The organism is Roseinatronobacter monicus, from assembly GCF_006716865.1.
GTDB lineage: Bacteria > Pseudomonadota > Alphaproteobacteria > Rhodobacterales > Rhodobacteraceae > Roseinatronobacter > Roseinatronobacter monicus.
Map to the genome: position 1 here is coordinate 1095295 of NZ_VFPT01000001.1, position 20699 is coordinate 1115993.

Sequence of the window (20699 nt, forward strand, 5' to 3'; positions counted from 1 at the left end):
AGCGTGCGTGCTGCTTTCTTCAATCAGGAAGGCTATCCTAATGGTAAATCAAAACAACGCTTCAATACTTGAAGCATACAGCGTCAAGGTCACCCGCATGGCGCGTCACATGCAAGATGGATCGTACTACAAAGGTGTTATTTTTCCAACACCTGACGGCGAAAGCAGTGAACATTTCATTCCAAATGAAGTCGTTCACGACACGCGCAAGCTTCTAAACTATTTGTCACGTAACGGCATGACTCAACCGGCAGACAAGAAAGAACGCGCTAAACTGCTCGAGGCGATTGGGCTAGCTGAACCGGCTGACAGGTGCAGTTTGACGATCATGACTGGCTGGCATGGGCGCACTTACGTGTTACCCCATAAGTCCATCAGTCGGGATCAAAGCGATGATATCAGATACTTTGGCGCGCTAGCTCCGAACGCCGAAGCTGGTTCACTGGATAACTGGAAAGACGAAGTTGCCAAACCCTTGGCAGCATCGAGCATCGGCGTCTTCACAGTCGTCGCCGCTTTGATGCCGATCATTGCACACATGACAAATTGTGAAAATGCAATCTTCCATATTTCTGGAAAATCTGGTGTCGGCAAAACAACCCTCGCACGTGTCGCTGCCAGCGTCTGGCCTGGTGGACATGCATCACTTGCTAACTGGGATTCGACGCCGTCTGGTCTGCAGGATCTCATGGCTTCCAGCAATGATGGGTTTGCGTCGCTAGACGAGTTCAGTGCCAGCGCCTCAGATAATCGGGCGCAGCGCAAATTTCTGCGTGAAGTCACGTATATGCTCGCTACCGGATCGACACGCCGTCGCTCGAAGCATTATTCGGGGGGCGCAGATGTACAAAAGTATCGCTTTCTTGCCCTTAGTACTGGTGAGTCAACAGCAGCTTCTATCGCGGCTCTTGCAGGCGAGGAGCGTATGTTGGGCGAAGAGGCGCGGTTTCTCGATCTGCCGATTGAAGATTCGCCGACTGGCATCTTTGATCTGTTGGCGGAGACAGAACACAGAAGTACCCAAAAACAAGCTGCACAACTGGCAGACAACCTGAACGTGACCACCACGCAGTATTTCGGAACTGCAGCTCCTGCCTTCATCCGCTACGTTGTCGACAATTTTGACAAAGTTGAGCTACTGGTCAAAGAACGCGTGGCCCTATTCAACAAGAAACTTAATGTGCCTAGCACGGGTTGGGAGCGGCGCATTAGCAACAAGTTTGGCCTAGCGTATGCTGTAGGTGTGCTGGCGATCGATGCCGGTATTCTACCGTGGTCGAAGGTGCTGGTCAAAGACAGTGCGGTGACGGCATACGGCTTGGCCAGATCGCATTTGTTCACCGAAGCCGATAGGCTGAACGATGCACTTGAGAAGCTGCAAGCGACTGCGAAAGCGGCTCCTATTGTTGATCTCACCGAACCTCCAGTTCCTGAAGTTTCGATCGTAAATGCTGCCCCCGCGCTTCGCATGAGGCAAAATGGCAAAACTGTTCGCATCTTGGTGAATGTCGCAGCGTTCAACACTATCGGGGACACGGCCGTCCGAGATAACCTGATTGGGAAGCTCGACTTAGCTGGGGTTGTTCTCAAAAAACATACCACTGCGCGTCCGACCTCCGCCCAAGTGACGCCGATCAAAGGGGCGCGCCGCCAAAGCTACATGTGCTTCACCAGAAAGCTTTTGAAGTTCGAACTGCCAAATTAATGCCAAACGATCCTCACGACGACAGTTATGGGGATCGTTTCTTCGGTCACTACGGCAGCTTTAATTGGATAGCTTTCACTTCAATCAAGTTAGCTCGTGACGCGCACCCACCTTTGGCTCTCAATTTGCAAGTGAGTGACGCTCAATCCACCTCATGTCCTGCCGGACCGAGGAAGATTGCGTGAACTCTGTCCCAATAACCTCAACCGAAGTGAATGATGTGGCCAAGAGCGAATTGCAAAGATTGCGCAGTGCCCACGCCACAGTTGCAAAGCTTGTGGTGGACGATCTCGTCTACCTGCCCATTTTCGAAAGACTTGAGGCTGAACTCGTGGCGGCTGAAGCGAAAGAGAAAGGCGATCCAATTGCCTATGCCCGTGCCGCTATCGCTGCTCAGAATGCCAAACTTTGAATGATCTGATGGAGGTGCTCAAGGGTGGCGCCACGCCCATAGCGTTCACGATCCAGCCTATGGCCGAACAGGTCTCGCCGGATGCGGTCATCGACACCAACCGCCAGCATGCGATCCTCAAAAGCATGGCGTAGGCTGTACATACTGTGTGCAGGCGTTTCTAACAAGTTGTTGGCCCGCAGGAATTTGTTGATCGTCGCCGAAAGCGTGGCCTTGTCAGCGTAGCGTGGAAAGCCATTGGGGCATTCTTGAAACGCCGCCAAGCTTATCCCTACAAGTGGAATGATGCGCCTTGCATATTCACTTTTCAATTGCCTCCCGTTGGGCTCGATCGAAATGTGCGGGATGGATGTATCGAGCCGAATCTGGGTAGGTCCAAGCCCAGCACCTTCGCTGGGGCGGTAGCCCGTATTGACCATTCCGAGTAGAATGCAGCGTGCTTCTTTATTCAACCCATCCAGAGCACCGGGTCTCAACAGCTTGTCTTTGATCCAGCCGTTCGAGAAGGGCGGGCGTTGGCGTTGTTCGCCTTCTTTAAGTGCCAGGTCGCTGAGAGGCAAAACCAAGCCGAGGCGCTTCATCTTGTTCACGGTGCGTAGCACGTCCGACAGATGCACCAAGTCTTTGTTGGCCGAGTTGGCGGTCAGCCCCTCGTTTTCAATGCGTTCAACCCACCATTGCCGGAAATCCAGCATATCATCACCAGTGATGTCCTTGACAGCCTTTTCACCGACTACACCAATGAAGTTGCGCACAGCCTTCAGCCGAGGGTTCCTCCATCGTCGCAGCTGATCCTCTGATTTGCCGAAGGTTTTGTCTTTCGTCAGCGCCCAATACAGATTAAGCGCACCCTGCACGGTGACCGGTGGCTCCTGTGCACCTCCGAGTATTGCAGCAGCGTCCAACTTGTCGGGCTCGCCTGCAGCCGTGCCAACGGCTTCTACGCGATCCAAAATAACGCGCGTTGGTAGTGCTGCCACTCTATTTGCTGGCAGGTAACGAAAACCACGGGCTTGAGCCAATTCTCGCGCTGCCTCAAACCGTTTCTCCGCGTCATCAGTGTCGCCCGCCAATCGTGCTTCCCAAGCCTCATTCATCTCAGCCCAAGCCGCTGGCGCTTTGGTTTGAGCAAGAGTTAGTGAGTCAGTATGCAAGCTGATCCATACCGTTTGGCGCGATTCAACCGCAGCGAACCGCTGAGGCACGCGCTTTCGAATGTAATAAGTAGTGCCGCGTTGGATCAATTTCATGTTTCGATACTATCGACGAGGCGTTACGCGCGCAAGCGCATGTGCAGCAGTTTGTGCAGCAAAATGTGCAGCATATTTAATGTTTCCGCATGCGCGGCTAGCCTATATCTATAAAATACGTAATTATATAATTGGGTTAAGTAAGTTCTATGTGAGGGTAGGTGGCGGAGACGATGCCCGCCACTGTTCCTTTGCGATCAAATGCATCTAAATGCACAAGGCATTGTAGTGGTTTGATTAAGACGAAGAAGACAGTATCTTAAATAAGTGATCTTGCGCAATCCTATGCATCCAGTTACATTTAAGATGTGGGGCGCGATGTGGGATAGAATTTATGCCTAAGGTTGCTGAAGAACTGACTGCGCTTGATGTGAAGCGACTGGTCCATCCCGGCGGCAAGCGGAATGTGCTATTTTCTGTTGGTGGTGTGACAGGGCTTTACCTACAAGTCACACCGAAGAACGGGCGCTCTTGGGTCTTGCGCATCAAGGTGGGGGCATTGCGCCGTGATATTGGCTTGGGAGGCTTCCCGACTGTCACGCTATCACAGGCGCGCGACAAAGCGCGAGAGGTGCGTGACAAGATAGAACATGGCATCGACCCTGTTGAGGAACGCAAGGCGACCAAGGCCGCCCTGGTGGCCGCGCAGCGCCGTGGCCTGACCTTTGCTGATGCAGTGGATAGGTGTCTTGCCAACAAGCTCGATGGCTTCAGGAACGCCAAGCACCGCCAGCAGTGGGAAAACACCCTTGCCACCTATGCAACGCCCGATCTCGGTAAGATGTTGGTTCAGGATATCACAACGCAGGATGTATTGCGTGTTTTGCAGCCACTTTGGATGGAGAAGACCGAAACCGCCAGCAGGGTTAGAGGTCGGATTGAGGCGGTTCTGAGTTGGGCCACGGTTGCTGGGCATAGGACAGGCGATAATCCAGCACGGTGGGCTGGCAATCTGAAAGAGCTATTACCGGCGCCATCAAAGGTCGCGAAAGAGGAAAATCATCCAGCGTTGACACTGGATGATGCGCCGCGCTGGTTTGCTGACTTGCAGGCGCGCGACGGGTTTGGCGCGCGGGCGCTGGAATTTGCCGCGCTTACCGCTACCCGCTCGAAAGAAATAAGGGGCGCGCTGTGGGAGGAGGTCGATCTAGAAAAGGAACTTTGGATAATCCCCGCAGCGCGTATGAAGATGGACAAGGAACATCGTGTTCCCCTATCTGCCCGCGCGGTGGAACTGCTGAAGGCGCTGCCGCGGCTCAAGGGCAACTCGCTTGTCTTTCCAGCCGCACGGGGTGGTGAATTGTCAGATGCAACTTTGTCAGCCGCGATGAAGCGGATGCACAAGGCAGATGTGGCCAACGGCGGCGCAGGCTACCTCGACCGAGTGTCAAAACGACCTGCTGTGCCACATGGCCTGCGCAGCACATTCAGGGACTGGGTGGCGGAAATGACGACTTATCCCGGTGATATGGCCGAAGTGGCTTTGGCTCACAAGATCAGCAGCTCAGTCGAAGCCAGCTACAGACGGGGCGACATGATTGAGAAGCGGCGGCGCATGATGGCGGACTGGGCGGATTTCATGGTCGGCAACAACAAGGGTGATAACGTGGTGAGGATTGGATAATGTTCTGCCCGCCGGAGTATGTACATATTCATAAGGTCCTTGAAGTGTGTAAGCGTGCTGCGCGCGTTCACTTACCTATCGATGAAGCAAGCGAACATGTCTATAACACAGACGACAAAACAACACTTGATCCGGTGAAATCAAAGGTCATTGAACGTAAAGTCATCGAACAACAAATGGTCAAGCTCGCGCTCTCGAGGTATAGTGACAACGCATTTGCGCTTTCGCCAAGACAACAGCCTGTGCGACTATCGCATAAGATTGTCTCCCTGACAAAACCTGTGTGGTGTATTTCGAGATCTTCAGATCCGCATGTCCGCGTGGAACTATTCTACATATACCCGCCTTACGCGAAAACCCGAAAATTGTCGTGTGAGATGACACGGAAGTTGTCGGAGATGGTGTCGCGGAAGCTCCGCCATTCGTTGGGGAGGGTTTTTCGAAAAAATGCGAGTATCGCATCGGCAAATTGCTTTTGCGTGGGATAATACTGATTGTGTGTGACACAGCGGTGCATGACGGCCCACAATCGTTCAATCGGGTTGAGATGTGGGCAATATGGCGGCAATGGGATCAAGTGGATGCGGCAGTCCGGCCTTGCAAGGAAGTCTCGCACCTCTTGCCCTTTATGATACGCCGCGTTGTCCCAGATCACGTGGATGAGGCGCTTGTAAGGGTTGGATGCCTCGATTTTGGCCAAGAGCTGGACAGCGCTGATCCCGTCTACCGTAATCGGCTCGACAAACGACAAATCGAATGTTTCCAAGTTCAGTGCACCATGGATGTTCACACGCCCACGCCCTGCTGTGGTCTGCACGGCAGGATTTGTCCCGGCCTTCACCCAACCATAAGCCGGTTTCGTCTGATACTCCGGATGCACGGCATCTGCGAAATAGACAGCTTCATCAGCCCCCAACTCGTTCAGCAAGCGCTGATACATCTCGATGAAGGCGGCTTGTGCTGCGGCAGGCGCAACGCGCGGAAGTCCCTTCGGCTTGCGATACTCAAACCCCAGACGCGTCAGAAGCTTGATGCAGCCAGAATGGGAATACTCCAAGCCATACGTCGCGGAGATATGGGCCCGGACCTCGGTCGTCGAACGACAAAAACGATCCTCCAGCCACGCGCTGAGTTCGGCCTCCTGAGCCGAGGTCATCCGGGATTGACCGCCCTTCCATCCATCAGTGGATAGGAGGTCCCAGCCCCCTTCGCGGTAAGCCTTGTACCAAAGACGAACCGTATCATCGTCAAGGTAAAGAAATTCGGCGATCAGTTGGCAGGATTTGCCCTCATCCAGCAGCAAAATCGCATTGGCGCGACGCGCAACACCGTGATCCTCGCGATGGCGTCGCACACAGGACATCAGCTCAGCACGTTCTGAAGATGTCAGGAATTTCGGCTCAATACGCATGAACCCATCAGAATCCAATCAAACCGAACCGTCAAGCAAAACTCGGGTTCCACAGGACTCGGAGTATAGACGTGCGCACCGGGAAGATTGCAATTTCAAACTTGGCGGAGCGCACGGGCTCATGGGAAGGATGGTCCATTAAAGATGAGCCTGTAGCTGATTTCCGTGCGCGCAATTTGAAACTCCAAGCAAGAATTTTTAAAGAATTTGGTGAGATTGATGGATGGACTGTTTGTTTTGACAAAACTGCAGCGGAGTTTTCAGTGAAAGAAGCGATCGAATTGTGGAGGCTGGAATATGAAGCTGAAAAGAAAAACGGAAAGGGGCGCCCAAGCACCCAAGAACCAGTCCGCCAAGTCTACATTGAACTGTTTCCAGATGGGCACGCGCCACTGAAGCAGAAGGAAGTCTTGCACATGATTCGCGAGACTGGACAGAACTGCTCAGCTAAGACGCTACAGCGCGTTTTGAATAATCTCCGCTAGGATCGGGGTCAAAACAGTCCAGAAAAAGGTCAAAAATCGGTCAAAAATCGGTCAAAATGAAAATGATTTTATACTAATAATAACAATTGCTTAAGCGACAATCTGAAAAGTAGAGTGACTTCATCCCGATCAGATGGGAATGCAATGATCACCACCATCATTGCTGTTCTCATCGCGAAAACGATGGAGTAGAGAATGCCTGAAACATACCTGTCTGACCGCCAGCTCGGCGCGCGCTATAGCGTCCACCATCTGACCCCCCGCCGTTGGTTGAATGAGGATCCGACCTTCCCAAAACCTGTGAAGCTCAGCCCCGGCTGCACGCGCTGGAAATTGTCCGAAATCGAGGCTTGGGAGAAGTCCCGCCAGATAGCCAAATAAAAAACCCCGCACCGGCAGCGCCGGGCGAGGGTTTTATGTATCAAAGCTTGCCAGCTTGATTAACTGAATACCACGCTTGCGCCGCTGGGGCAAACCCAGAGGTAAATGGAATGGAAGAAAAGCTAAATATTCTGCCTGATGCGTCGGTCTCATGTGGCCGAGGCACAAGCCAAAGCGCCCGCCGCCCTGACCCGGGGGGTATGCTGATGATACATACTAGCAAGATCAGCGATCCGACACTTCGGCTGCGCATGGAATGGGCAAATTCAGCCGCGTATGCCTTGGGAGAGTGCCATCCAGATGAGGCAGTCCCGCTCTGTGTCGCCTTCCTAGAGTCAGTCGAGACACGCGGGCCGACGCTTGGTAATTTTTTCGGCTGGGTAATAAGCGATGCTAGTCTTTGGGCTGCAGCTGCGCCGCTGCATGAGCTTGTCGCCTATGGCCTGGCCGCGTTGAAACGCTTTCCTTCCAATCACCTGACAAAGCTCACCCTGAAAAAGGTTCTTATGGCGCTGTGGCGTAGTCTTAATGATGAAGAGCAAGCCGCGTTCATCCAGACCGTAACCAAAGGGCGGGCACATGGATAATCTAGATAAACCGGCGAAGATCCACCAGAGCGAGGATGCCGCCGCGCCAGAGGCGCAGGCAGAAGTCAAAAGGCTGGCCGCGCTGGACCCGGCTGCATATGAGACAGCACGCAAGGACGCCGCCGCCCGGCTTGGGTGGCGCGCATCTTTCCTTGACGCCGAAGTGACTAACGCCAGACCGCGCAAGGCCAATGCTGGCGAGGATGACGACACGCCAGAAGCTATCGAAACAATCAAGGTATGGCCCGATCCGGTCGAGGGCGCTTCACTAGCCGAGGAAATCCGCGACCGCCTGCATGCGCATGTCGTCTTCGCATCGCCCGCAGATGCAGACTGCGCCGCGATTTGGCTGTTGGGTAGCTACCTGATGGACACATGGCGGCTTTGGCCGCGCCTGCTTATCACCAGCCCGACCAGGGCTTGCGGCAAGTCAACGCTGCTGGAAGTGCTGGAAGCGATGGCGCATCGTGGTATCATTGCATCCAATGCATCGCCAGCAGTCATCTTTCGCGCAATCGAGGCATGGCAACCAACCCTGCTGCTGGACGAAGCCGACACATGGATGAAGGCCAATGAAGAATTGGCAGGCATCCTAAACAGTGGTCACACCCACCGCACAGCTAATGTGCTGCGCACTGTAGAGGTCAAGGGCGAACTGGTGCCTGCCAAATTCTCGACATGGTGCCCGATGGTCATTGCAGGTATCGGCACGCAACGCGACACATTGATGAGCCGGTCAATCATCATCGGGCTGCGCCGCAAACTGCCAGATGAGACGGTCGAGCGATTGCCCTTTGACCTGCACCGCCAGCTTCACCGCATCCGCAGGCAGGCCGCGCGATGGGCTGATGACAATGCACTTCGTATAGGCGCGATGGAAATCGAACCACCAGCTTGTGGCAATGACCGGCTACAAGACAATTTCACACCGCTGACCCGTATCGCAGCTGCCCTTGGTAGGCCATGGCCTGAAAGAGTGGCTGCCGCCTATGCGACTAAGGTAGCAGTCGATGATGATGATGCCGAACCGGCTGGTGTGATGATGTTACGCGATATTGCTGAATTATTCGCCGCACGCCATGTTGACCGTATCGCAAACACTGAAATCGTCTCTGAACTTATGATGCTTGAAGACAGGCCATGGATGGAATGGCGGAATGGAAAGCCCATTTCCGCAGGGTCGGTGGCAAAGCTGATGAAGCCTTTTGGCATCAAAGTCACAGTTAAGAAGCTCGGAGGGGCCGCGGCCCGCGTATATCTGCGCAGTGAAGTCGAGTCCGCCGCCGCGCGTTATGTGCCTTCCACGCGTAGCCCCGTAACCTATAAACAAAATCAACAGGTTAACCTGGTTTCAAAATGTAACCCTGCGCCAAAGGTTACATCTAATACGATTGATAACCCATTGAATAATAACGAAGGTTACGCGGTTACACCTAGAGCGCCAGAGAGCGACTATATTTCTGCGCGGGATGACCAACACAACCCAGATGCATGGAGGTGATTGGTTCTCCAGCTGCTCCTCACCTTATCTGAACTCTCTAAGAGGATAAAAAACGTGCCAAACTTCGAACACTGCACAAACCCAAGAATAGAAATCACGCATTTAAAACCAACTTGGGTCACCTCCGAACGCACTTACGGCAGCGTGATTGTTTTCTCCGAAATTTGCGAGCCGGTATTCTGGGTGACCGTCTACGAAGACGAAGGCGAATTAGTTATCTGGACTGGTGCAAGCTATCAGGAAGCAATTATTGCCGCCGAAAATGCCGCATTTGACTGGGGTTGTATCGTACATGACCGTGTCGTTGAATCCGGCCTGTAGGTGGATGACAGCGACTTTCAGGCAATGCTCTCTTGGGCTATTACAAACCTGTTGACAAAAGTTGACTTTTCCGATGGGTAGACCGACGAGAGAGCAAGCCGCGCTAAGCGCCATGCTATTGGAGCTGCGCCGCTTAGAAATCGAAGAAATCAAAGCAATGCGTTCGCGCTGGAGGGCTTGCCCAGCCACCGCTATGCGCCACCCCGACTTCAGAAAGGTGTGTGATGAGTGCACCGGTGCTGTCTGCGCCCTTATGCGGGAAAAAGGACTGGATGACGATGGTCTGCCTTTGCTACCCAAGAACCGCCCCCAGTGTGGTGCACGCGCAAGGTCAGGCGCACCCTGCAAGCATAAGGTCATCCCCGGTAAGCGCCGCTGCAAATATCACGGTGGCCGATCAACAGGGCCAAAGACAGATGCCGGAAAGGCCAAGATTGCAGCCGCGCAGATACTGCGCTGGAAAAAGTGGAGAGGGGAAAGGAAAACAGCTCTTGCCCGTCGGGAAATTTAGGCTTGCATCTTCCACCCCAGCGGTTAGCCGGACGGAAAAGCGAACAATTAGATGTGCCACACTCCTGCCGAAGAGGCGGCATTTGACGTGCCGTAGAAATGGAACAGTTCAGCCCAAGCTGCCAGCGGTGTCGGGCGCCGCAAGCCACTCGAGTATCCGTCTTTCGCAAGCGGTTTTTTTCACCCAATTCTATCTCGCTTTGACCAGCGCGTTTGCCATTTTGATGAGCTTACGCTGGATGGCTACGATAGCGATGGCCGTTGCATGCAGAGGGCCAAGCTTCGCGACGCTGCGACAGTTGTGGCTGTGAGCCTTTTCGCATAGACAAGTGGTAATATCATCGTATGCCGCTTACGCAGGTTCATTATGCCCGATCTCCCTACCCAAGATTTACCCACAAGTTCAGCAAAAGAGATCAAAATCGTCTCTTTTCGCGGCCTCAAGGATGTTACTCTAGAAGAGCTTGGGCAGGTCAACCTGCTTGTTGGGGGCAACAACTCGGGGAAAACATCGGTGCTGGAAGCGATTGCAGTTCTGCACGCGGGGATTGACCTGAGGAGTTGGCTAAATGTCGCCTATGCTCGAGAAGTTCGGACTTTTATGCCTTCACCACATGGCTTGCCGGTACTCGATATAATTAGCTGGATGTTCCCATCGAATGATAGTGACCTGTGGGATCACACGAATGCTGGGCCAATCGAACTGCACGCAGATATGGATTCGGGGGCCTGTAGCCTTTTCGCCACCCTCGAACCCATTGCTGGATATCACACCGACGAGGAATTGCGCCGTATGGGACGCAGCTACTTTGTCGAAGATCAGGATGAAGCAGGTGAGCCGGTTCCAGATACTGGCATTGAGGTCTCGATCGATTACAAGAGCCCTAATGAGCGAAGCCTTCAGAACAAAGAATCAGAGGATTTCAAAATTTGGTCAAAACTCGGCATGCGGACTCTAGCCGGCAAGCGAAAAATAGGCATCCCAGTAGAGTACGTTCCTCCATATGGGCACCGCAGTTCAAGTCACAACCTATCATCTCTTTCGAAAGCCCAAAGAAGTGATAGCATTGATGATTTAAACGAACTGATGTCCGAGCTTGATGCAAGAATAGCGGGCGTGGAACTTGTCCCGAGTGAGAACAGGCATAGACCAGTTATTGCAATTCGTTTAAAAGACAGAAGTCTAGTTCCGGCTTCAGTCATGGGGGATGGCGTACGACGCGGCCTATCTATCGCACTTTCCATTTTAGCAGCGAAGAATGGCGTTGTCTTGATAGATGAGATGGAAGCCGGGTTTCATGTGCGTGCATTCTCAAAGGTATTTGACTGGCTCATGCGGGCCACAAAGCGATATAATGTTCAGGTTTTTGCGACGTCACACAGTCTAGAGGCAATAGAGGAGATTTCTCGGTCTAATAAAGATGCACATGGGCTTAGCGCTTACCTGCTTGGAGGTGGACAAGGCCAAGTTGTAAAACGCTTCACAGCTGGAATGCTTCAGCGGTTGGTTGTTGATTCTGGTATGGATATAAGATTCTAAGATGAGAAACTTTATTTTTGCCACTGAAGGTGCTCACGATGTGAGTTTTCTTGGTAAGCTCTTGGTGCGACGTGGCTTTGAGAAAACGACAATTTTTGACAAGTTGCCTGCAGAGTGGAAACCTCTTTTTCCTAAAAAATTTCCTTGGAATGGCAACAGCATTGAGAGGGTTGCTAGATTTCCAGAAGTATTTCAAAAAGATGATCTAGTAGTTGGCCTTCTCAATTCCGGCGGCGACAGCCGATTGATAAGCGTTGTAAGGAATACACTGGATATATTGATTCCAGGAAACGTTGAGCGGGTGGTGATATTCTCTGATGCTGACTGCGAACCTGCTTCCAAGCGCTTCGATAACCTGACTGCGGCGCTAAAGAATATAAATGATCTTGCTGCTGTTGAGAAAGCGCCGGGCTACCCTATACCTGTGCCCTCGAAAATTGGAATTTTGGAATGCGGCAATCCAGAAGTTGCAATATTCGTTTTTCCTGACAATTTTAACTCAGGAACCTTAGAGGATATTCTGTTTGAATGCTCTTCTATTTCTCACCCAGATCTATCGAAAATGACGTCTGATTTTGTTGCGAGTTTGGATAGTGAGCTTGCGGGTGGGCACAAATCTCTTATTAAAATGAGGCAAGGATCAAATAACAAGAAATGTATTATGGGCTCGATAGCGAACGTGCTGAAACCAGGCTCAAGCTTAGCAGTTGCAGTTGAGCAACAGAAATTAATCCCGGAGATCAAAGAATCGCCACAGATCGTGATGGATGTCGATAACTTTGTAAAAAAATGTTTGCTGTGAATTAATTCGTTCATCCTGAACATCATATTTTTGTCTGCTCAAGCTGCTTGTGACACGATCTGATTGGCCGGACGGTGCCATATAGCGGCCAAGAGCGCGGCTATGATGAGCGCAATAATAGCCCTGAGATCCCGAGTTTAACGTAACCGCCCGATTTCTACCGCGGCCATTTATCCTTGACGCGTGCGATTATTTCGGGGTCATCGACGAAGTCTTCGAGGAATGCATGCCATGTATCCTGTGATATGCGCGCATCGCTGAGCATGTCTTTGAGCTCTTCGATACCATCGTCGGTTAAGGTCGTGATGGATTCGTCCGCTCCAGTGTGGACGCTGACGATCGCACCATAACTGAGGTTGTCATCATTCCAAATGACAGCCTCCAACATCTCGAGGTCCTCGCCGAGCATTTCCGCGACATATTCGAGGGTGCAGAGATTAGTCACGGTGGTCATCCTGCGGCTTCAGGTTTTTGGCTTCCAGTTCCAGGGCAGCAGTTCCCCAAGGCGGGGGTTCATATGATCATGGATGCGATCCAGAACATCTGCCAGATAGGCTTGTGGATCAAGACCGCTCATCTTTGCTGACTCGATAATGGTCATGGCACGCGCAAGAGTTTCGCCCCCAGCATCTGAGCCTGCGAATAACCAGTTCCGTCTCCCGACTCCGATCGGCCTGAGCGCCCGCTCAGCAGCATTGTTATCGATGGCCACGCGCCCGTCATCGAGAAACAGCGTAAGTGCCTTCCAGCGGCTCAGCCCATACCGGAACGCTTTGGCCAGATCGCTTTTGCCGGGGATGCGTGTTAATTGCTGCTCTGCCCAGACCCGGAAGGCCTCGACCTTGGGTTTGGTTTTTTCCTGGCGCACTGCTTTGCGTATGTCTGCGGGCTGACCGTTGATCTGGCGCTCGATATCATAAAGCGCGCCGATCCGGTCGAGCGCTTCGCGCGCGATTTCAGATTTCGTCACAATCCAAACATCATGGAAGTCGCGCCTCAGGTGGGCCCAACATGCAGCCTCTCGGAACTGGCTCTTGCCGTTGAGATCAGGAGCATAGAGCTTGGTATACCCTTTGTAGCCATCGGCCTGCAAAATGCCGCTGGATTTGGCGAGGTGGGTCAGGACATGCTCTTCTTTCCAGTCAGGGGCGAACTGGTAGACAGCCCCCGGCGGGGCTCCTCCCGCCCAAGGGCGCTGGTCGCGAACATAGGCCCACAGGCGGCCTTTTTTCACACCTTTTCCAAGCCCTCTGTCTCGTCGACTTCGATCAAGGACCCGGATAGGTGTATCATCTGCATGTAGCAGATCGCTGGCCATGATTGCGTCCTCGATCATCTTGATCAGTGGCGCCAGTGCTTTCATTGCCCCGCCGCACCAGTCGGCCATCGTTGTATCGGAAATATCTGCTCCCATCCGGGCGAAGATTTCATTGAGGCGATACAAAGTCAGCTGATCATCGTATTTCGAGACCAGGATGAATGCCAACAGGTTTGGGCCCGCCATGCTGCGCGGGATTGGTCTGCTGGGGGCGGGTGGCTGAACGATCTTCTCGCAGCACCGGCAAGATTTCTTGATGCGCGCGATTTCGATGATTTTCATCTGCGCTGCGATCATATCAAGCAACTCGCTGACATCCTCACCTACCACCCGCAGATTGCCACCGCAGTCGGGGCATGTGTCACCAGGATCAAGCTCACGGCGTTCGCGGGGGGTATCAGGCGACACTTTAGGACGACGGCGTTGCTTCTTTTCTGGCGCATCTGCTGTGGTATTACGCGCGTCTGCGTCCGTGTCAGCGTCCTCACTCTCATCTGGCGACGTGTCTTGTGCCTCGGCAACAGCGACATTCAGGTCTTCCAGCGCGAGTTCCAATTGTTCGATCTCACGCTCGATCTTTTCCGAGCTGGAACCGAACTTCTGTTTCTTCAGTTTGGCAATCCGGATGCGCAGGGCTTGAACGAGCAAGTCATGCGCGCGCAAGGTGGCCAGGATTTTCTGGTTCTCTGCCTGCAAAGAGGTGATCATCACCTTCAGAGCGGCCGGATCGTTGGGGAGAGAAATCGCTGCTTGGGACATGGAAATTTATACCATATCCCAAGCCTTATATCCACTAAAAACAAGCAATTACAGCAAGATAAATCATCCGACACGGGCTGGCGGCGCGCCCCAATCCGGCCTTCGCCACTCCATTCCTTCCCACAGCATGGCCAGCTGCGCAGAGGTCAAACGCGCGCTTCCGTCAGAGGCCGAAGGCCATGGGAAACGCCCCTTCGAGAGAACTTTATAATACAGACAAAATCCCTGTCCGTCCCAAAACAGCAGCTTTATCCTATCTCCCCGACGCCCACGGAATGCAAAGACTGCGCCGCTCGCAGGGCGCTGGCGTAGCACATCCTGTGCAATCGCCGACAGGCCGGCAATCCCCTTACGCATATCAGTGTAGCCGCAAGCCAGATAGACCCTAACCCCAGTGCCCGGACCAATCATGCCGCTTCCACCGCCTTTATCAGCCGGGTCAAGGCAGACGCATCGACATCTGTATCAATGCGCAAACTCCGGCCATTGCGCAGAACAACCTCAACCCGCCCGTCTTGCTCATCACTAACCGCACAAGGTCTCGATGCCTCAGGGTCCATTTCCAAAAACTCGACCGGCAAAAACACCGTTTCAGGGTCGTATGGCAAAAGGCCCTTCCTCTTCAGATCGTATCGCCAGCTATAGATCTGCTGCCGCGTCACATCATGACGCTGGGCAATCTGGGTCACTGTCGCCCCACCGACTCCAACTGACCGTACGATTGCCACCTTCTCCTCATCACTCCAACGTCGCCGCCGTTCAGCCCCAAGTATTTCTCCGCGCATCAATGCCTCCAATAAGGGACGTCGTTAACGACGTCGTTAAAGACATCTCATAACATCGCGAAGCGCCCAGAAGCAGGCGGTTCAAATCGGGTGGTTACAGTTTAACACTTCCCGGTGAATTTGGTGGCTAATATTGGGTATAACGCATTGAAAAGATTGGCATGACAGGCCGAAATGACCTCCAAGGCTGTTGTGTCACGCCTTTATAATTTACTATTTGAAAGTATAATGTAGCGTTGATATCGTCGTCACATGTATCTGCGTGTCTCAAAATCAGGGAATCGGAGCTACCTCCAGATAGTCGAAGGCTATCGTGACGACTCTGGACGCGTGAAACAACGCGTGGTCGCCAATCTGGGCAGGCTGGATCAGTTGGGCGAGAAGGATGTTTCAGCCTTGATCCATGGCCTACAGCGGGCTGTTGGTTTGCCCGAGGCATTGCCACAGGCTCCAAAATTCGATGCTGCAAAAGCTTTTGGGGATGTGTGGTTACTGCACCAACTCTGGCATGAGCTGGGATTGGCAGATGCTGTACGGCGGGCGCTACGATCATCGCGCCGCCAGTTTGATGCAGAGGCGCTGGTGCGGGCAATGGTGTTTAACCGGCTGACTGAACCTACCAGCAAGCTTGGTGTTGTCGAATGGCTGCGCCACGAGACCAGCATGCCCGGAATTGATCCTGATACCCCAACTTTAACACTTTGGGCCCGGATTCTGGCCGATTTTGAGGGCTAAGGCATTGAAATTCCGTGGATTAGCGGCCGAATTTCGGCGAAACCTTGTTGTGTCACGCTGTCATGAGTTAGATTATTGATTTATGATCATAAACGCGCTATCGTCGTGTCATGTACGTGCGTGTCTCAAAGTCAGGCAACCGCAGCTACCTGCAAATCGTCGAGGGCTACCGCGACGATGCGGGGCGTGTGAAGCAAAAGGTCATCGCCAATCTGGGCCGGCTGGACAAGATGGGTGAGAAAGACCTGTCAGCTCTGATCCATGGCCTTCAGCGCGCGGCAGGCCGACCAGAAATGCTGCCCGAGCCCCCGAAATTCGACAGCTCCAAGGCATTTGGGGATGTCTGGGTGCTCCATCAGCTCTGGCATGAGCTGGGGTTGTCGGATGCATTGCGCCGCGCCCTGCGATCCTCCCGCCGTCAGTTCGATGCAGAAGCTCTGGTGCGGGCGATGGTTTTCAACCGGTTGATCGACCCCACCAGCAAGATCGGCGTTGTCGAATGGCTCCGCGCAGAGACAAGCATGCCCGGCATTGATCCTGAAGCTGTTCATCACATGCAGCTGATGCGCGCCATGGATGCGCTCGAAGAGAACAAGGACGCGGTGGAGCAGGCGGTCGCGAACCAGCTGCATCCCTTGCTGGATAAGGACCTGAGCGTCGTCTTCTATGATGTGACTTCTGTTCGCATCCATGGGACTGCGCAGCTGGAGGATGACCTGCGCGCCTATGGGCAAAGCAAGGATATCCATGGGATCGGCCGTCAGTTTGCCTTGGGCGTTATCCAGACTGCCGAAGGCCTGCCGATTGCGCATGAGGTCTTCGAGGGCAATGTGGCCGAGACCAGAACGCTGGTCCCGATCCTGCAACGGCTGCAAAAGCGCTTTGCGTTGAGGCGGATTGTTATCGTGGCAGATCGGGGGCTGCTGAGCCTCGACAATGTTGCCGCCCTGGAAGAACTGGGCCGCGCACAAGGCGTGTGCGTGGATTACATTCTGGCGGTCCCAGCCCGCAGATATTCGGCCTTTGCAGAAATCCTGCGCGAGGTGCAGCCTGCATTGGACAGCGCTGATGGCCCGGTTGATCAGGATGTCATCACCGAAACCCTCTGGGAAGAGCGTCGCCTGGTGATCGCGCATAATGCCGCCCGCGCAGCAGAACAGACAGCAGCGCGGCAGAGCATCATCGCTGAGCTTGATGCTCTTGGTGAAGGCCTGGCCAGGAAGCTTGACGCGCAAGACGCGGGTGAGAATGGCCGGGGGCGTCGCAGTTCCGACCGCGGCGCCTATCAGCGCTTCCACAAGGCGTTGCTGGAAAAACAGATGACCCGGTTCATCAAGACCGATCTTGGCAGCCCCAGTTTCACCTATTCCGTGGACGAAGAGGCTCTTGAACAGGCGGAACGGTTGGATGGAAAGCTCCTTCTGGTCACCAGCCTGTCGGATATGACACCCGAAGAGGTCGTCCATCGCTATCGTTCACTCGCTGATATTGAGCGGGGGTTTCGTGTGCTTAAATCCGAAATCGAGATCGCACCGGTCTATCACCGCCTACCTGATCGCATCCGCGCCCACGCCCTTGTATGCTTCCTCGCCCTTGTTCTCTACCGCATTCTCCGAATGCGCCTGAGGGCCGCGCAAAGCCCTGTGTCGCCATCACGGCTGCTGAAATCACTGGGCAGGATTCAGAAGCATACTGTCCATGTGGGTGCGAATGCATATCACGGAATAACCCGCCCTGAGCCTGAACAGTTGGACCTGTTCCGGACGCTGAACATAGAGCTGCCAAAGCAGCCAGCCTGATCTGTTGTGTCATTTCTTGAGACCCCGTTTCAAGAAAATCAATCACTTAACACCCTGAAGTGTTAAAGTTGGGTGATACTGTGCATCACATGCAGCTGATGCGGGTCATGGATGCACTGGAAGAAAATAAGGATGCCGTTGAGCAGGCGGTCGCCAATCAGCTGCGACCATTGCTGGATCAGGATCTGAGCGTTGTATTTTATGACGTCACCTCGGTTCAGATCCATGGGACTGCACAGGTTGATAACGACTTGCGGGCCTATGGGCAAAGCAAGGACATCAAAGGTATAGGCCGCCAGTTCGCCTTGGGTGTGATCCAGACGGCAGAAGGGCTGCCCATCGCACATGAGGTTTTTGAGGGCAACGTGGCGGAAACCAAGACGTTGGCTCCCATCCTGCAGCGCCTGCAAAAACGCTTTACCTTCAAACGCATTGTCGTGGTGGCAGATCGCGGGCTTCTGAGTTTGGACAATATTTCGACACTCGAAGACTTGGGCCGCGCGCAAGGTGTGGAGGTCGATTATATCCTGGCAGTTCCTGCGCGCAGATATGCAGCCTTCACAGATATTATTCGAGACATACAGCCCGCGTTGGAGGGCACTGGCGCGCCGGCAGATCAGGATGTCATCACCGAGACCCTATGGGAGGGGCGTCGCCTTGTGATCGCGCATAATCCGGCGCGCGCTGCCGAGCAGTCCGCCACGCGGCAGGACATTATCTCAGAGCTGGACGCTTTGGGGGAAGCTTTGGCAAAGAAGCTGGACGCGCAAGATGCTGGGGAGAGCAGCCGCGGACGGCGCAGCTCCGACCGAGGGGCTTATCAGCGGTTCCACAAGGCCTTGCTGGAAAAGCAGATGACACGGTTCATCAAACCTGATCTGGGCAGCGACAGCTTTACTTATGCCATTGACGACGGGGCCATCGCACAGGCTGCGCGGCTGGACGGCAAGCTTTCGTTGGTCACCAGCTTGTCGGAAATGACCCCGGAAGAGGTGGTGCAACGCTATCGTTCACTCGCTGATATTGAACGCGGGTTCAGGATACTGAAATCTGAAATCGAGATCGCGCCAGTCTATCATCGCTTGCCAGATCGCATCCGCGCACATGCACTCATCTGCTTTCTGGCCCTTGTTCTCTACCGCATCCTGCGGATGCGCCTGAAGGCGGCTGAAAGCCCGGCATCCCCGTCAAAGCTGCTGAAGTCTCTCAGCAGGATCCAGAAACACACCGTTCATGTCGGCGCCAATGCCTATCATGGAATAACCCGCCCGGACCCGGAACAACTCGATTTGTTCAAGGCCCTGAAAATAGAGCTGCCAAAACAGCCCGCCTGACTTGTTGTGTCATTTCTTGAAGGCCCACTTCAAGGAAATCAATAGCTTAACCTATCTAAGTGTTAAACTTCTTTGGTTGCCGCCCGTGATGCAAGAGTCTTTTGACCGTTTCAGTGCGTGTGATCGATTGCGTGCTTCTTTCAGGCCTGTTCTGAGCGGCGTTTCCGGAAGCCGCGGCCGGTATGGTGATCAGCGGATAGGGTCCAAATCTTGGGGAAGCGCTTTTGGCGCAAAGTTCAACTATGGTTTTCCCAATCCAGATCTATTCGATCGTTGCGCCCATTCAGGTCATAGCACTCTCACACTCCCCTTGGCACCGACGCTTGCAGGTTACGACATGGCTGTCATGCCGCGCCCACCAGCGCCGGATCTCTGTAATCCTCATTCTTCGTCAGCATCGCCCAGATCTGGCGCGCCATCTTGTTCGCCAGCGAAATGCCAACCAGCATCTTCGGCTTCATGGCCACTTTCCTGCCAAGCCAGCTGTCATCTGGAATCGTATGACGCGCCCGCCCGATGATCCGCGACATCGCCCCGATGATCAGCAAACGTCGGATATCGACCTGGCCCATCTTGGACAGCTTACCCAAACGGCTCTTGCCACCGGTCGATTTTTGCAACGGCACCAACCCCAGCCAGGCCGCGAAATCCCGTCCGCAGGAGAATTGCTCCATATCCGGTGCGAAAGCCTCAACCGCCAATGCAGTCATCGGCCCCACACCCGGCATCGTTTGCAGGCGCCGCGCCACAGCGCTTTCTTTTGCGAGTTGCTTGATCAGCTTGTCCTTCGCTGTGATACGGTCTGTTTTCTCAGCAATTTGCGCCAGCAGGTCCTGGCACTCCGTTACGACAAGAGCAGGAAGGTCGCACTCAGGCGCCTCCAACAGTTCGGCGATCCGTTTCACATGGCCAAATCCCACAGGGAATGTGTGCCCGTATTCATAGAGCGTTGAGCGCAAAGCGTTCACCAGCTCAGTGCGCTGATTTACAAGTCGTTCGCGCGCCCGAAATACGACCGCGCGTGCCTGCTGCTGTTCACTCTTCACCGTCGTGAAGTGCATCTCGGGACGCTGCGCCGCCACCACGATCGCCTCTGCGTCATTCCGGTCATTTTTATGGCGTTTTACAAACGGCTTTACGTACTGCGCCGGGATGATCCGCGCCTCGTGACCCAGCTCCATCATTTGCCGCGCCCAGTAATGCGCGCTCCCACAGGCTTCAAAGACCACAACGCAATTCGGCGCGTCCGTCATGTAGCGCCGAAACTGCAATGGCGTCAGCTTCTTGCGATCTCTCACATGCCCTGTCATCGACGCGACGTGCAGATGAAAAACTCGCTTTGCCAAATCTACCCCGATCATTGTATCGTACATCTCGCCGTCCTTCTCTATTTCTGTGGCCTATACACCACTCATGTTGGCACTTTGATGCCTCTCGGGG

Annotated in this window: 19 protein-coding genes and 2 pseudogenes; 14 read left to right on the forward strand and 7 right to left on the reverse strand. The window is 53.9% G+C overall.

Annotated features, from left to right (window positions below):
- Window positions 1–40 precede the first annotated feature (40 nt).
- Both BD293_RS05045 and BD293_RS05050 read left to right on the forward strand, forming a co-directional pair.
- Window positions 41–1705, forward strand: a complete 1665-nt coding sequence (locus BD293_RS05045; RefSeq protein WP_142080142.1) for a DUF927 domain-containing protein — start codon at window positions 41–43, stop codon at window positions 1703–1705.
- 181 nt (window positions 1706–1886) lie between these two features.
- Window positions 1887–2117 (forward strand): hypothetical protein, encoded by a 231-nt coding sequence (locus BD293_RS05050; protein WP_142080143.1) that lies wholly within the window; start codon window positions 1887–1889, stop codon window positions 2115–2117.
- On the opposite strand, the gene BD293_RS05055 is transcribed toward BD293_RS05050, so the two are convergent.
- A complete protein-coding gene (locus tag BD293_RS05055) occupies window positions 2099–3367 on the reverse strand; it encodes a DUF6538 domain-containing protein (RefSeq protein ID WP_142080144.1) in 1269 nt (422 codons plus the stop codon). The two genes, BD293_RS05050 and BD293_RS05055, sit on opposite strands and share 19 nt — an antisense overlap.
- Window positions 3368–3701: 334 nt before the next feature.
- Here BD293_RS05055 and BD293_RS05060 point away from each other — a divergent pair, with 334 nt between their 5' ends.
- Window positions 3702–4991, forward strand: coding sequence for a tyrosine-type recombinase/integrase (locus BD293_RS05060; RefSeq protein ID WP_142080145.1), 1290 nt, complete (start codon window positions 3702–3704; stop codon window positions 4989–4991).
- Window positions 4992–5337: 346 nt separating this feature from the next.
- On the opposite strand, the gene BD293_RS05065 is transcribed toward BD293_RS05060, so the two are convergent.
- Window positions 5338–6402, reverse strand: coding sequence for an IS630 family transposase (locus tag BD293_RS05065; RefSeq protein WP_142079384.1), 1065 nt, complete (start codon window positions 6400–6402; stop codon window positions 5338–5340).
- 71 nt (window positions 6403–6473) lie between these two features.
- Here BD293_RS05065 and BD293_RS05070 point away from each other — a divergent pair, with 71 nt between their 5' ends.
- The 8 genes from BD293_RS05070 (at window position 6474) to BD293_RS05105 (ending at window position 12529) form a co-directional block, all read left to right on the forward strand.
- Window positions 6474–6887: a hypothetical protein gene (locus BD293_RS05070; RefSeq protein ID WP_142080146.1), complete on the forward strand. Its 414-nt coding sequence runs from the start codon at window positions 6474–6476 to the stop codon at window positions 6885–6887.
- A gap of 195 nt (window positions 6888–7082) precedes the next feature.
- A complete protein-coding gene (locus BD293_RS05075) occupies window positions 7083–7268 on the forward strand; it encodes a helix-turn-helix transcriptional regulator (RefSeq protein WP_142080147.1) in 186 nt (61 codons plus the stop codon).
- A 110-nt stretch (window positions 7269–7378) separates the two neighbouring features.
- A complete protein-coding gene (locus BD293_RS05080) occupies window positions 7379–7855 on the forward strand; it encodes a hypothetical protein (RefSeq protein WP_142080148.1) in 477 nt (158 codons plus the stop codon).
- On the forward strand, window positions 7848–9356 hold the full coding sequence (locus BD293_RS05085) for a DUF3631 domain-containing protein (protein ID WP_142080149.1): 1509 nt from the start codon (window positions 7848–7850) through the stop codon (window positions 9354–9356). The genes BD293_RS05080 and BD293_RS05085 overlap by 8 nt, the downstream gene beginning before the upstream one ends.
- Before the next feature lie 54 nt (window positions 9357–9410).
- Complete coding sequence (locus BD293_RS05090; RefSeq protein WP_142080150.1) at window positions 9411–9677, forward strand: hypothetical protein; 267 nt, start codon at window positions 9411–9413, stop codon at window positions 9675–9677.
- A 253-nt stretch (window positions 9678–9930) separates the two neighbouring features.
- Window positions 9931–10188 (forward strand): HGGxSTG domain-containing protein, encoded by a 258-nt coding sequence (locus BD293_RS23540; protein ID WP_142084335.1) that lies wholly within the window; start codon window positions 9931–9933, stop codon window positions 10186–10188.
- Between the two features lie 366 nt (window positions 10189–10554).
- Window positions 10555–11727 (forward strand): AAA family ATPase, encoded by a 1173-nt coding sequence (locus BD293_RS05100; RefSeq protein WP_142080151.1) that lies wholly within the window; start codon window positions 10555–10557, stop codon window positions 11725–11727.
- A gap of 1 nt (window position 11728) precedes the next feature.
- Window positions 11729–12529 (forward strand): DUF3226 domain-containing protein, encoded by an 801-nt coding sequence (locus tag BD293_RS05105; RefSeq protein WP_142080152.1) that lies wholly within the window; start codon window positions 11729–11731, stop codon window positions 12527–12529.
- Window positions 12530–12686: 157 nt separating this feature from the next.
- Here the strand turns inward: BD293_RS05105 and BD293_RS05110 are convergent, their stop codons facing one another.
- The 4 genes from BD293_RS05110 to tnpA form a co-directional block, all read right to left on the reverse strand.
- Entirely contained in the window at window positions 12687–12983 is a 297-nt protein-coding gene (locus tag BD293_RS05110) for a hypothetical protein (protein ID WP_142080139.1), read from the reverse strand.
- A gap of 9 nt (window positions 12984–12992) precedes the next feature.
- Window positions 12993–14606 carry an IS66 family transposase gene (gene tnpC / locus BD293_RS05115; protein WP_142080153.1) on the reverse strand — a complete coding sequence of 538 codons (1614 nt, stop codon included), beginning with the start codon at window positions 14604–14606 and terminating at the stop codon, window positions 12993–12995.
- A 63-nt stretch (window positions 14607–14669) separates the two neighbouring features.
- Window positions 14670–15017: an IS66 family insertion sequence element accessory protein TnpB gene (tnpB, locus tag BD293_RS05120; RefSeq protein WP_142080138.1), complete on the reverse strand. Its 348-nt coding sequence runs from the start codon at window positions 15015–15017 to the stop codon at window positions 14670–14672.
- Window positions 15014–15391, reverse strand: a complete 378-nt coding sequence (gene tnpA / locus BD293_RS05125; protein WP_142080137.1) for an IS66-like element accessory protein TnpA — start codon at window positions 15389–15391, stop codon at window positions 15014–15016. The genes tnpB and tnpA overlap by 4 nt, the downstream gene beginning before the upstream one ends.
- Window positions 15392–15643: 252 nt before the next feature.
- Between tnpA and BD293_RS05130 the strand changes: the two are divergent.
- The 3 genes and pseudogenes from BD293_RS05130 to BD293_RS05140 form a co-directional block, all read left to right on the forward strand.
- A pseudogene (locus BD293_RS05130) lies at window positions 15644–16075 on the forward strand (IS1634 family transposase); the annotation flags it as partial.
- Between the two features lie 161 nt (window positions 16076–16236).
- Window positions 16237–17925 carry an IS1634 family transposase gene (locus tag BD293_RS05135; protein ID WP_142080154.1) on the forward strand — a complete coding sequence of 563 codons (1689 nt, stop codon included), beginning with the start codon at window positions 16237–16239 and terminating at the stop codon, window positions 17923–17925.
- A 74-nt stretch (window positions 17926–17999) separates the two neighbouring features.
- Window positions 18000–19259 (forward strand): annotated as a pseudogene (locus tag BD293_RS05140) (IS1634 family transposase); the annotation flags it as partial.
- 344 nt (window positions 19260–19603) lie between these two features.
- On the opposite strand, the gene BD293_RS05145 reads toward BD293_RS05140, so the two are convergent.
- Window positions 19604–20632, reverse strand: coding sequence for an IS110 family RNA-guided transposase (locus BD293_RS05145; RefSeq protein ID WP_142080156.1), 1029 nt, complete (start codon window positions 20630–20632; stop codon window positions 19604–19606).
- Between the last annotated feature and the right edge of the window lie 67 nt (window positions 20633–20699).

Bases quoted from the DNA above. Each gene is read 5' to 3' on its own strand.
- BD293_RS05045 (WP_142080142.1), top strand. From the start codon at position 41: ATGGTAAATCAAAACAACGCTTCAATACTTGAAGCATACAGCGTCAAG.
- BD293_RS05055 (WP_142080144.1), bottom strand. From the start codon at position 3,367: ATGAAATTGATCCAACGCGGCACTACTTATTACATTCGAAAGCGCGTG.
- BD293_RS05060 (WP_142080145.1), top strand. From the start codon at position 3,702: ATGCCTAAGGTTGCTGAAGAACTGACTGCGCTTGATGTGAAGCGACTG.
- BD293_RS05065 (WP_142079384.1), bottom strand. From the start codon at position 6,402: ATGCGTATTGAGCCGAAATTCCTGACATCTTCAGAACGTGCTGAGCTG.
- BD293_RS05075 (WP_142080147.1), top strand. From the start codon at position 7,083: ATGCCTGAAACATACCTGTCTGACCGCCAGCTCGGCGCGCGCTATAGC.
- BD293_RS05080 (WP_142080148.1), top strand. From the start codon at position 7,379: ATGGAAGAAAAGCTAAATATTCTGCCTGATGCGTCGGTCTCATGTGGC.
- BD293_RS05085 (WP_142080149.1), top strand. From the start codon at position 7,848: ATGGATAATCTAGATAAACCGGCGAAGATCCACCAGAGCGAGGATGCC.
- BD293_RS23540 (WP_142084335.1), top strand. From the start codon at position 9,931: ATGCGGGAAAAAGGACTGGATGACGATGGTCTGCCTTTGCTACCCAAG.
- BD293_RS05100 (WP_142080151.1), top strand. From the start codon at position 10,555: ATGCCCGATCTCCCTACCCAAGATTTACCCACAAGTTCAGCAAAAGAG.
- BD293_RS05105 (WP_142080152.1), top strand. From the start codon at position 11,729: ATGAGAAACTTTATTTTTGCCACTGAAGGTGCTCACGATGTGAGTTTT.
- BD293_RS05110 (WP_142080139.1), bottom strand. From the start codon at position 12,983: ATGACCACCGTGACTAATCTCTGCACCCTCGAATATGTCGCGGAAATG.
- tnpC (WP_142080153.1), bottom strand. From the start codon at position 14,606: ATGTCCCAAGCAGCGATTTCTCTCCCCAACGATCCGGCCGCTCTGAAG.
- tnpB (WP_142080138.1), bottom strand. From the start codon at position 15,017: ATGATTGGTCCGGGCACTGGGGTTAGGGTCTATCTGGCTTGCGGCTAC.
- tnpA (WP_142080137.1), bottom strand. From the start codon at position 15,391: ATGCGCGGAGAAATACTTGGGGCTGAACGGCGGCGACGTTGGAGTGAT.
- BD293_RS05135 (WP_142080154.1), top strand. From the start codon at position 16,237: ATGTACGTGCGTGTCTCAAAGTCAGGCAACCGCAGCTACCTGCAAATC.
- BD293_RS05145 (WP_142080156.1), bottom strand. From the start codon at position 20,632: ATGTACGATACAATGATCGGGGTAGATTTGGCAAAGCGAGTTTTTCAT.